8 protein-coding genes are annotated in these 12,366 nt (G+C 45.2%); 4 read left to right on the top strand and 4 right to left on the bottom strand.

The window, feature by feature from the left end:
* Nucleotides 1–34 precede the first annotated feature (34 nt).
* From QUB04_RS26315 to QUB04_RS26300, 4 genes are all read right to left on the bottom strand, one after another.
* The gene (locus QUB04_RS26315; protein WP_333288963.1) at nucleotides 35–616 is read right to left on the bottom strand and encodes a serine acetyltransferase; all 582 of its coding nucleotides are present in this window, start codon (nucleotides 614–616) and stop codon (nucleotides 35–37) included.
* A gap of 196 nt (nucleotides 617–812) precedes the next feature.
* A complete protein-coding gene (locus QUB04_RS26310; protein WP_333141166.1) occupies nucleotides 813–1,823 on the bottom strand; it encodes a glycosyltransferase family 2 protein in 1,011 nt (336 codons plus the stop codon).
* 85 nt (nucleotides 1,824–1,908) lie between these two features.
* Nucleotides 1,909–3,189 carry a glycosyltransferase gene (locus QUB04_RS26305; RefSeq protein ID WP_333288962.1) on the bottom strand — a complete coding sequence of 427 codons (1,281 nt, stop codon included), beginning with the start codon at nucleotides 3,187–3,189 and terminating at the stop codon, nucleotides 1,909–1,911.
* A 136-nt stretch (nucleotides 3,190–3,325) separates the two neighbouring features.
* On the bottom strand, nucleotides 3,326–4,243 hold the full coding sequence (locus tag QUB04_RS26300; protein ID WP_333288960.1) for a histone deacetylase: 918 nt from the start codon (nucleotides 4,241–4,243) through the stop codon (nucleotides 3,326–3,328).
* 77 nt (nucleotides 4,244–4,320) lie between these two features.
* Here QUB04_RS26300 and QUB04_RS26295 point away from each other — a divergent pair, with 77 nt between their 5' ends.
* From QUB04_RS26295 to QUB04_RS26280, 4 genes are all read left to right on the top strand, one after another.
* Complete coding sequence (locus QUB04_RS26295; RefSeq protein WP_333288958.1) at nucleotides 4,321–4,830, top strand: hypothetical protein; 510 nt, start codon at nucleotides 4,321–4,323, stop codon at nucleotides 4,828–4,830.
* A gap of 652 nt (nucleotides 4,831–5,482) precedes the next feature.
* The gene (locus QUB04_RS26290) at nucleotides 5,483–10,198 is read left to right on the top strand and encodes a PAS domain S-box protein (protein ID WP_333288956.1); all 4,716 of its coding nucleotides are present in this window, start codon (nucleotides 5,483–5,485) and stop codon (nucleotides 10,196–10,198) included.
* Nucleotides 10,164–12,191, top strand: coding sequence for an adenylate/guanylate cyclase domain-containing protein (locus QUB04_RS26285; protein ID WP_333288954.1), 2,028 nt, complete (start codon nucleotides 10,164–10,166; stop codon nucleotides 12,189–12,191). Before QUB04_RS26290 ends, QUB04_RS26285 begins: the two co-directional genes overlap by 35 nt.
* Complete coding sequence (locus QUB04_RS26280) at nucleotides 12,170–12,340, top strand: hypothetical protein (RefSeq protein ID WP_333288953.1); 171 nt, start codon at nucleotides 12,170–12,172, stop codon at nucleotides 12,338–12,340. Before QUB04_RS26285 ends, QUB04_RS26280 begins: the two co-directional genes overlap by 22 nt.
* Nucleotides 12,341–12,366 lie beyond the last annotated feature (26 nt).

Raw genomic sequence — 12,366 nt, 5'->3', positions numbered from 1 at the left:
AGGAGAAGGAAAAAGGCCGAAGGAAGACAATGATTTAAGTATTGTTTTCAGCAGGGCGGGATTTGATAATTTTGGCTGGGATACCAACGGCAGTTTGACCGGCTGGAATGTCTGATAAAACTACAGCATTGGCACCGATATTTACGTCGTCTCCCAAGTTTACTTTGCCGAGGATTTTTGCACCAGCGCCGACGTTAACCCGATCGCCCAATTGAGGAGATTCTAGCGGTTTGTCCAAATAGCGGTTTCCCAAAGTTACGCCTTGGCGTATAATGCAGTCGTCGCCGATCGTACAATATCCGTGAATAATAATAGCGTTTTGATGTTCAATCACCACGCGACGACCGAGCTTCACAGTGTAAGGCAAGTCTATCCCGTAACTATTGCGGACTTTTCGGTAGAGCGATCGATAAATAATGCTCAAAGGAGCTCGTAGTAATTTCGGTTCTACCTGCATTCTCCAGACGCCAAAACGCTGCACTGCTACGGCGCGAAATCCCGGTTTTGTCCAATCTCGACCATGAGCAATCCAGTCTTCTTTAATTTGCTGCCACAGTCCCATGCCGGGGTTTTCTACTTGATTTTCACTGGTGATTAAGTTTTGCTCAGTTACCATAAGCTCTAATTCACACTATTTCTTGTTTACTGTATTGCTAGATGCCCACGATATTAATTGGTTAATCAGGTTTTTGAGAAAAAAGCAACCCGGTTTTATCGCTCAAGAATACTAATTCCTGGTCTGCCTCTGCAAATATTTTGCTTTGCCTAGGTTAACCTGGTTTAGTTGGCTTTGACCGATTTACCAACTCCCTTTAAAAGTTTTTGGATTTTTCAATCTTACCCCCCTTAAAAAATACACTATTTAATACAAAATCCCTCAGCAATTGTGGTGGATCGCCATCTGGTTTGCCTTGAAGTACGCGACGCACCCTCCAGGCTGCAAAACCCGAAGCCCAAGATACATCAGTTAATGCTGTGTAAACCAAGCCGTAGTTTTTGATAAAGTACCTACGCCGGGAATCAAACCAATAAGTCGGCAGCCGCTTGGCGGGCTTTTTGGTGTCAGTGACGCCTGAGCTTTGGCCGACTAAGTGCACCACGCGACTTTCGGGTACGTACCAGCAACTCCAGCCAGCTTTGTTCGCTTGCAGACAAAAGTCCATTTCTTCGCAGTACATGAAATAAGCTTCATCCATCAAGCCAATCTTTTCAAATACTTCGCGACGGACGATCATGCTGGCTCCAGCTACCCAATCAGTTTGACAGGTTTCTTGGGAAATGGGAGGCGCTGCGGCCCAGTTGGCTAATAACTTGGATATAAAGCCTGTCCGCCAACCAAAATCGAGTTCGGTCAAGATGTTGTGAAACCGAAAAGCTGACTCCTGGGGCGTGCCGTCGGGGTCTTCCAACCGGCTGCCGGCGATGCCGGCTTCGGGATGAGTGTCCATGAAATCGACGAGGGCTTTTAAGGCACCGGGGCGAACTATGGTGTCTGGGTTGAGCAGCAGGAAGTAAGGGGGGGGATTGGTGGATTGGAGGGCGGGACGGATCAGGGCGTTGTTGCCGAAGGCAAATCCGCCGTTACGGTCTAGGGGAACGAAGGATGCCCATTCATTCCAGCCTTCTGAGGCGATCGCACTACTAATTTCTTCGACGGAGCGATCGCCTGAAGCATTGTCGCCAACTACAACTCGCATACCGGGCAGCGATTGGACTTCGCTAACTAGAGAGCGCAAGCAGTCAATTGTCAAACTAGAGGTTCGGTAGTTAACAATGACAACCAGCAGTGGATAGGGGTGATTGGACTCGCTGGCCTTGGACATAAGTACCGTTGTTGGTGTAACAACTTTTTAGCTCAAGTTGTACCCATCTGGCAAGCGGGAGCGATCGCCCTCCTGCAGGTATCGCCTACTTTTTTGATTGCTCCAACATCATTAACAAAAGCTGCCACCGCTGCCGGTGCATTTCTTCGTGAGTCAGGCTGCGAGCCTTGTTCAGAGCTGCCATGCCCATATTTTGAAGTAGGTTCAAGTTTTCTCCCGACTGTTTGAGCAAGTTTGCTAAAGCAACGGGGTCATTGCAATTAGCGATCGAGCCTGTGATGCCGTTTTCGATGCAGTCGCGGAGTCCGGCTGTGTTGTTTGCCAGTACAGGTACGGCCTGGGAATAAGCATCGTATACGATTCTGGGCTGCTCGTCCGAGATGCTGGGAACCACAACAGCATGATATTGTTGCAGCCGCCCGAAGAATTCTCTGCCGTAAGGAATAGTTCCCAAAAGTTCGATCTGTACCGATTTTTGCATCGCCTTGCTTGCTGCTTGGCAGTTGCTTAACAGTTCGCCTTCACCTAGTATGTCCAGCTTGACGGCAATGTTTTGCTCGTCCAAGATTTTCATTGCTTCTAGCAGAACTAACAGGCCTTTATTTGGATGCAATCTGCCCGCAAATAGAATTTTTAGTTGTTTGGGCGAGGCAGACAGTTTTTCGTGCCATATTTTTGTCGCGTCTGCTTCCGAAATAATATTTTCTTCATCTATCCACGAAGCATTAATTATGTGACTTTCTTTGTGTCGTTTTGTTAATAAACTTTGCTGGTATTCTGCCTGTGTAAAGATTGTCAAGTCGGCGCTGTTGATGCACCAGCGATTCAATGTTTCGTATATGTAAGCTTGAATTTTGGCTTTAATGCTGGCAGGGGTGCCCGGTGGCAGCCGCCACGGTGCGGACTCGACTACGAGCAGGTATGGTTTCTGCTGTATCAGGACTATTGGCGTCACTAACCATGCCATCGGAATCGGCCAGCCTGCTACGCCGCTATGTACGATATCTGAAGATGCGATCGCGCCCCAAAGCTGGGCAACCGTTGCCGGCAGCAGCAATATTGCTTTGGCCATGCTATTTGCGGAGGGAAGGTCAATAAATTTAGCATCAGCAAATGATGTTTCCGAATCCACCTCTATGGTATTTTCTGGGGGGGTTTCTCGCACGCACGGAGATGCTAGCGTGAAGTTTTTCAAATACTTGAAGTGTTGGGTTAGGTCTTTAGCCCACATTAAATCGAGATACCTGCTGCCTTTGGAGTCGCAGAAGGATTTGATGTTGAGGACTAGCAGGTAGCGCTTGTCGATCGGCATCAAAGTCGGTTCTTTGGCCCCATCTTCTGTGATATTTAACGAGTTGGATTCCATAAAATACACTACGATTGAATGCGATATATCTACTTTAATGCCACCTTAGCCGGTTTTTAGTATTAATTGAGACCCTAAACACGCAATTATATCGCCAAACAATACTGAAGTCAATTTTAAATCTCGCCGATCGGGATCAAAGTCGATACTGCCTGTAGGCTTGACTGGCGGCTCGGTGCAGCAGCGAATGTCGGTAAACTAACCCCTTAGCGTCATCGGAATAGCCCCCGCCAATCACGCAGGCAACGGGATAGCCGCCAGCCAAACACGCCATCAAAACTTGCATTTCCCGGCGAAATAAGCCCGTATCAGTTAAAGCTAATTTTCCCAGTTTGTCACCGTGATGAGGGTCTACTCCAGCATCGTACAAAACTAAATCTGGCTTGACATTTGACAGCAAATCTGGTAAGAATTTATCCAATGTTTGTAAATATTCGTCGTCCTCCATACCGACCGGCAAAGCTACATCTAAATCGCCCTTTTGTTTAGTGCCGGGAAAATTGACTTCGCAGTGCATCGAGAAAGTAAAAACGCTGCTGTCATCTTGGAAAATTACGGCGGTTCCGTCTCCTTGGTGGACATCTAAATCGACAATTAAAACTTTGCGAACTAAACCATTTTTTTGCAATACGCGAGAGGCGATCGCCAAATCATTAAAAATACAAAAACCCGACCCAAAAGCTGGGAAGGCGTGATGAGTTCCGCCTGCAGTATTGCAAGCCAAACCGTACTCTAAAGCGAGCTTGGCAGTTAGTACAGTTCCTGCAACCGCAGTGCAAGTGCGATTAGCAAGGGCGCGACTCCAAGGCAGACCAATTCGCCGAGTCGCTTTGTTATCGAGCGTCCCGTTGCAGTAAGCTTGAACATAGGAGTGGTCGTGGACTAATTCAATCCATTCTTGAGGCGGAAGTTCGGGAGCGTGAAATTGCGATTTATCTGCTACCCCGTCCGCGAGCAGCATCTGGTAAAGCATCCGAAACTTTGCCATCGGGAAGCGGTGATGCGGTGGCAGAGGTGCAACGTAATCTTCGTGGTAAATAATTGGTAAGTCCATTAAAATTATTGTATAACGAATGAATCTCCAATTGAACGCCTGCAATCTCAAATTTAAATTCGCTGGAGAACCTGTATATGCAACAACTAAAAACAGTCTGGCAGTCCGGCAGCACCGACCCCGAAAATGCTGACAATCTCGATAATATCAGTCAGTGGTGGGGAAACCTCAACGGCAAAGAAATTAGCTGGGTACAGCGACTGATTCCGCAAATCGGCGGTCTCAGCGAAATTCACTGGCACCCCCAGCGTTTTGACGAAACATTTGTCATAGTCAATCCCGAAATTCGGGAGGAAACTCTTTATTGGTACACACCCGATTCTCCTGTCCAACGTAACAACACTGTTGGCAAATTAGAACTGGACAACTTGCAACAGCAATTGTACATCTATCCTCAGTTGGAAGCGGAACTGGTAATTCGCGTAGGAATTCCCGAAGTTAAATATCAAACACTTGAATTAAATAATCCCGAAATCGCCTTGGGCGAAGATAATATGCTTCTGCTGTGGGAATCTGACCAAGAACTAGAGATTAAAATTTACTTTAGCCAGGAAAATATGGCTAAACTTAAGGAATTGCTTACCTAGGAAAGACCGAGAAAATAGTTTATATGGTAGGCTTTGGGTGCGGGAGGAGCGATCTATAATCTTAGTTACCTATAAATATCTTAATACAGATGGGCGGGTGCGTCAAAACCGAGATTTTTCACAGCCATACTTTGTGGCAGCGACAAAAGTAAAAAAACGGTTTCTTCGCCTCGCGGTACGTCGTGGTATGTATCTCGGCTAAAACTCTTTGAATGTGGCAGCAAAATGTCAAGAAAGTTGCGTTATCCTCCTGGGACTTTTAATGCAAAAGTCTAGCAAAAAATAGTCCTGGACGCATCAACCGGGTTGTACGAAAATACTTGGTCGCAGCCCTTGAAAAAAGTTAAAAAACCCGGTTGCTTTGGTCGGGAGTGCCTAAGCGAGGATGGTTTTTCTGCCCACTTAATTGGGACATCAAATAAGGGGGTTTGTTGGGGAAATAAAATGTGGTTAAGTACGGTTAAATTGAGTGGAAAACTTAAGACAAGCCACCAATAAGTTTAAAAAATAGAAGGTGCGTTAGTTGATGGCTAATATCTAAAATTAATCCTCGATTTGCTGAGGTTGAAAAGGTTTTATAAATAATTACGAGCGGAAGGACTCGCTAAATTTATTAAATCATCAATCGGCTACTAGCACTAAAAAAACCACAATGGTCAGACAAAAAATGATATTTGACAAACAAAATATTCACATTTTAATTATTGACGATCAACCCCAAAACCTGCGGTTTATATCAAAGATATTGACGAAAGAAGGGTATAAAGTTCAGCGGGAGATTTCGGGAGAAATGGCGGTTAATGCTAATTTTACAGTTCTCCCAGACTTAATTTTGCTAGATATTGCCATGCCCAAAATGAACGGATACGAAGTCTGTGTCCGACTGAAAGCTAATGAGGAAACGAGTGAGATACCGGTTATTTTCTTGAGCGTTTTTGATGATACTTTTCACAAAGTCAAAGCTTTTGAAGTCGGCGGTGTTGACTACATTACTAAGCCTTTTCAAGTGGAAGAAGTTTTAGTGAGGATCGAAAGTCAATTGACTATACAACAGCTATCAAAACAATTAAAACAGCAGAATGCCCAACTGCAACAAGAGGTAGAATTTCGCAAGCGGACAGAACAATCACTCCGGGAAAGTAAATCGCGGTTGCAGAAATTGGCTGTCAATATACCGGGAGTTCTTTATCAATTTATCAAGAAGCCCGATGGAAGTTTCAAGTTTGAATATATTAGTTATGCGTGTCGGGAAATTTACGAATTAGAGAGTGAGGAAATATTAAAAGATCCCGACTTGTGCTTCGATCAAAATCATCCAGATGACCAAGAATATCTGGTAAAACAAATTGCTACTAGCGCCCAAACTTTAGAACCTTTTGCCTTTGAATGGCGGATTATTACACCGTCGGGGAAACTCAAATGGCTGCAATCTAATTCTCGACCAGAAATGCGCGATAATGGCGATATTGTTTGGTATGGCGTACTTTTTGATATCAGCGATCGCAAGCACGCAGAAATAGAAATGGCTGGAGCTAAAGCTGCTTTAGAACGGCAAGTTCAGCGAGAATTGCTGATTGCAAAAATAACTCAAGAAATTCGATCGAGCTTGCAGCCAGAACAAATATTTCAAATAGCTGCTACTCAAATCGGTCAGGCATTCTGCGCCAATCGCTGTTTGATTCATACTTACGTTACTACCCCCCAAGTCGATATTCCTATGGCGGCCGAGTATCTCGAACCCGATTGCCCATCTATTCGGAACGTACCTGTTCCCATTTGGGGCAATCCTCACGTCATACAAATGATGATACAAGATATGGCGATCGCCTCCAACAATGTTTATTCAGACCCTCTTTTGCAAGCTGTTCAACCGATTTGCCAGAAGGTTGGGTTAAAATCGATGCTGGCAATTCGCACTTCCTACCAAGGCATGGCAAACGGCGCTATCTGTTTGCACCAGTGCGATCGTTACCGGGAATGGACTCCCGATGAAATCGACTTATTAGAAGCTGTGGCAGCTCAAGTAGGGCTCGCTATCGCTCAAGCTAAACTGATCGATCGAGAAAAAAACCGAATTCAGCAGCTCGATCGGCAAAATAAATTGCTGCAAGCAGAAATTCGCACCCGCATCTGCGCCGAGCAAGCTCTGCAGGAATCGGAAACAGAATTGCGGGCTATTTTTGCCGCCATGACTGACACAGTTTTAGTGAGAAATGCAGAAGGGCGCTGCATCAAAATCGCCCCGACAGCATCAACGAATTTGGTGAAACCTCCAAGCGAAATGATTAACAAAACGGCACACGAAGTCTTGCCAAAACCTATAGCAGATTTAGTATTAAATGCGATCCAACAAGCTCTAAAAACGAAGCAAACCCTCAATGTTGAATATAGCTTTCAAGTCGGAGAGCGCGACGTTTGCCTCGATGCTAAAGTGTCTCCGCTGACTCCAGATTCAGTGATTATCGTGGCGCGAGATATTAGCGTTCGCAAACAAACAGAATCCGCACTCAGAGAGAGCCAGCACTTCATTCAAGCGATCGCCGATTCCAATCCCAACCTATTGTACGTTTACGATGTAATTGAACAGCGGAATGTTTATACCAACCGACAAATTTCGACGATGCTCGGATATACCGCCCAAGAAATACAAGATATGGGTACAGCAATGATGTCAACGCTGATGAACCCCGAGGATATGCCAGCTTTTTTTGAAAATATCCAAAAATGGGAGCGAGCCAAAGACGGCGATATCATTCAATTTCAATACCGAATGAAACACAAAAACGGTGAATTGCGGTGGCTACACAGTTGGGATACAGTATTTCTCAGAACAACTGATGGTAAACCCAAACAAATTCTCGGCACTGCTAATGACATCACAGACCGCAAATTAGCCGAAGAAAAACTGCTAGCATCGCAGCAAAGAATCTCATTTTTATTGCAGCAAACGCCGATCGCAGTTATCGAGTTAAACCTCCATTTAGAAATTATCACTTGGAATCCCGCAGCCGTTGCTATTTTTGGCTACAGTGAGGAAGAAGCGATTGGTCGAGTCGCCTCCGATTTGCTCGTACCTGAAAGCTACCGCCAGCAAATATCTGAGATTTTCAATCACGACTTGAACGCCAAATCCAGCGGCACTACCGAAAATCTGACTAAAGACGGCAGAATTATCATCTGCGAGTGGTACAATACTCAGCTAATTGACGATAACGGTACAGCGATCGGCATTGCTTTAATGGCTGTAGATATTACCGAACGCAAGCAAGCAGAAACCGAACTGCAAGAAAGTGCTTTACGACAGAGAGCGATCGCCCGCATCATTGAAAGAATGCGGCAGACTTTAGATATCCGAGAAATTTTTCACGCCACAACCCGAGAATTGCGCCAAACCATGAAGTGCGATCGAGTCGCAATTTACCGTTTCTATCCTGACTGGAGCGGCGAATTTGTAGCCGAATCCCGTGACCACAAGTGGGTTTCTTTCATCCAAGCACAGGAACTCGATTCTAACCTTACTGAAGGCGCTTTAGACAGCGACCGTTGCGTCGTCAAAGAATTAGATAGCCCCTCACAAGAAGTACGAGATACCTATTTGCAAGAAACCCAAGGCGGAGCCTACAGCCGAGGTACAACTTACCTTTGTGTCCCAGACATTTACAAGCAAGGATTCGATATTTGTTACATCCACTTACTAGAAAAATTCCAAGCTAAATCCTACATTATTGTACCAATTTTTTCCGGCAAAAAGCTCTGGGGATTACTAGCATCCTATCAAAATTCGGGTCCCCGCCAGTGGACTGAAGCAGAAATCAACGTTGCAGTTGATGTCGGTACTCAGCTAGGAGTAGCATTACAGCAAGCGGAATTGCTCGCCCGCACTCAAAGGCAGTCTATGGAACTGATTAAATCCAAAGAAAACGCCGAAGTTGCCAACCGCGCCAAAAGCCAATTTCTAGCTTCCATGAGCCACGAACTCCGCACACCTCTCAACGCCATTCTCGGTTTTTCCCAAGTCATGGCCCGCAACAGTTCTATCACGGCAGAACAGAAAGAATACATAGAAATTATTAACCGCAGCGGCGAACATTTGCTAGAACTCATCAATGATGTTTTGTCAATGTCCAAAATAGAAGCCGGTCAAATTACCATCAATCCCAGCCGCTTCAATCTCTACAACCTTCTCAACAGTCTCAAAGAAATGCTGCAACTAAAAGCCAACTCAAAAGGTTTGCAATTAATCTTGGAAAATACCGACGATTTGCCGCAGTACATTCAAACAGACGAAGCTAAATTGCGGCAAGTTTTAATTAACCTGCTCGGCAACGCGATTAAATTTACTCAACACGGAACTGTTACTTTGCGCGTCAGCAGCCAAGCTGAAAAAGACGCCACAGAAGAAAACAAATTCCAATTGTATTTTGAAATTGCCGACACCGGACCCGGCATTTCTCCCTCGGAAATTTCCACATTATTCAAGCCATTCGTGCAAACCGAAACAGGTCGGAAATCCATGCAGGGGACTGGCCTCGGATTGCCGATCAGCCAACAGTTTGTTCGGATTATGGGAGGAGATATTGATGTTGAAAGTCAACTCGGTCAAGGCACAACTTTCAGATTTAATATCTCGATTAACTTAGTAACAGAAATTGATGAACAAGAAAAACCACCGATTAAACAAGTTATTGGTTTAGAAGCCGGACAAGACAATTATCGGATATTAATAGTTGAAGATGTAGCGGAAAATCGCCAACTGCTGCTTAAGCTCCTCGTACCGCTGGGATTTGAAGTCCGGGAAGCAACTAACGGTCAAGAAGCAATTGCTTTGCAGTCAACTTGGAAGCCGCACCTGATCTTAATGGATATGTTGATGCCAGTGATGGATGGTTACGAAGCGACAAGACAAATTAAGAAAACTCTAGAAGGTAAAAAAACAATAATTATTGCCTTGACGGCCAGTGCTTTTGACGAGCAGCGGCAGATAATTTTATCTGCTGGTTGTAACGATTTGATCTGTAAACCGTTTCGGGAAGAGGTACTATTTGAAAAGATAGCGCATCACCTGAGCTTGCGTTATATTTATGAGAAAGAAAACTTATCTACTTCTTTTTCAACACCCACGCTGCTTAAAAGTTTGACCTCCGAGGATTTGAGTGTAATGCCCACAGACTGGGTGGTCGAGTTGCACCGAGCAGCACTTTGTGTTGATGACAACCGCATCCTCGAACTCATCGAGCAAATTCCCGAAACTGAGGCAAATCTCGCTAACGCTTTAACAGATTTAGTCGATAATTTTCGGATAGATATCATTATCGATTTAACTCAATTATATTATGATGAACGACCATCCATTACCAGCGACTCCTAAAGACATTCTGATCGTTGACGATCTGCCGGATAATTTGCGACTTTTATCCACTATGCTGACATATCACGGGTATCAGGTCAGGAAGGCTATTAACGGACACTTGGCTCTGCAAGGGGCGCAAATATCTCCTCCCGATCTAATTTTACTAGATATTAATATGCCGCAAATGAACGGGTATGAAGTTTGTGAGCAGTTAAAGTTAAGCGAAAAAACTAAAGATATTCCGGTGATTTTTATTAGTGCGCTAGATGACGTGCTGGAAAAAGTTAAAGCTTTTCAAGTAGGAGGAGTGGATTATATTACTAAACCGTTTCAAGTAGAAGAAGTCTTAGCCCGCGTCCAAAACCAACTTTCCCTTCGTTCGCTGCAATCCAAACTGCAACTGCAAGCTAGGGAACTGCACGATCGCAATTCTAGATTGCAGGAAGAAATCGCAGAACGGCAGCGGGCTGAAGAATCAATCCAGTTTTTGCTGGAAACTACGCGGGCGATCGGCGAAGCTGTAGACTTCCACTCAGCTTTAGAAGTAATTCTGCACCAAGTTGGCGAAACAATCGGATGGGATGTAGGAGAAGCTTGGATTCCCGATGCAGAAGGAACTGTGCTGCAATCTGCCCGCGGCTGGTATGCCAGCAACGCGAGGATGGAGGCGTTCCGCAGGCAAAGCGAACAACTGACATTTGCCATGAATATAGGGCTGCCGGGACGAGTTTGGGCATCCAAGCAACCGGAATGGGTAGAAGATATTTCCAGGGGCTACCCGCATTTTTTCCGAAGTCAGATAGCACTAGAACTCGGATTCCAAGCGGGTTTTGGCGTGCCGATTTTGGTAGGCGATGAAGTATTGGCAGTGCTAGTTTTCTTTAAAATTTCATCTTGTGGGAAAGACGCCAGATTTATAGACGTTTTTAATGCTGTCGGCACTCAATTAGGTTCTTTGATTCAGCGCAAACAAGCAGAAGAATTGCTGCGTATTGCTCAAGAAAAATATCACAGCATTGTAGAAAATGCGATGGAAGGCATTTTTCAAAGCACGCCTTCAGGAGTCTATATCAGCGCTAATCCAGCTTTGGCAAAATTGTACGGTTACGACTCGCCCGAAGAACTGATGTCCGAGATTAACAATATTGCTCAGCAACTCTATGTTGACCAGGAACGCCGCCTCGAATTTGTCGCTGCTATGGATGCTGAAAATGCCGTTTCTGGGTTTGAATCTATGGTATGTCGCAAAGACGGACGCCGGATTTGGGTGTCAGAAAATGTTCGGGCTGTTCGAGATTCAAAAGGTGAGCTACTCTACTATGAGGGTACTGTTTCTGACATTACAGAACGCAAATTAGCCCAAGAAGCGCTCAAAGTTCAACAAGAACAAAGCGAGAAGTTGCTGTTAAATATTTTACCCAAACCAATCGCAGAACGCTTGAAGGCAGAGCAAAGCACGATCGCCGACAGTTTTGCCCAAGTAAGTGTTTTATTTGCTGATATTGTTGGCTTTACTGAGTTGTCTGCTAGAATGTCTCCCACCGAGTTGGTAAAGCGCTTGAACGTAATTTTTTCCCACTTCGACCAGTTAGCTGAAAAGTACGGTGTGGAGAAAATTAAGACTATTGGCGATGCTTACATGGTAGTCGGGGGGTTGCCTACGCCGACACAGGATCACGCCGAGGCGATCGCCCAAATGGCCCTGGGAATGCAGGCAAAAATAGCAAAGTTGTGCGCCGAGACAGGGGAAAAACTGGCAATTCGCGTCGGCATCAATTCCGGGCCGGTGGTTGCGGGAGTGATAGGTGTGAGCAAGTTTACCTATGATTTATGGGGAGACACGGTGAATGTAGCGGCGAGGATGGAAGCTACGGGTTTTGCCGGCAGAATTCAAGTTACTGATGTTACTTATGAGCTTTTGAAAGATAAGTATTTGTTTGAGAGGCGAGGCGTAATTCCGGTAAAAGGTAAGGGGAATATGATGACTTATTGGTTGCTACAAAAAAAGTAAAAATTGGGAATTGGGAATTGGGCATGGGGCATGGGGCATGGGGCATGGGGCATTGGGCATGGGGCATTGGGCATGGGGCATTGGGCATCGGGCATGGGGCATGGGGCATTGGGCATTGGGCATTGGGCATTACAACAAATAACCAATAACAAATAACCAATAACAAATAACCAAT

Source organism: Microcoleus sp. D2_18a_B4 (genome assembly GCF_036702475.1).
Taxonomy (GTDB): domain Bacteria; phylum Cyanobacteriota; class Cyanobacteriia; order Cyanobacteriales; family Microcoleaceae; genus Microcoleus.
The sequence above is the reverse complement of the archived record's forward strand: the minus strand, read 5'-3'. Positions and strand labels throughout refer to the sequence as shown.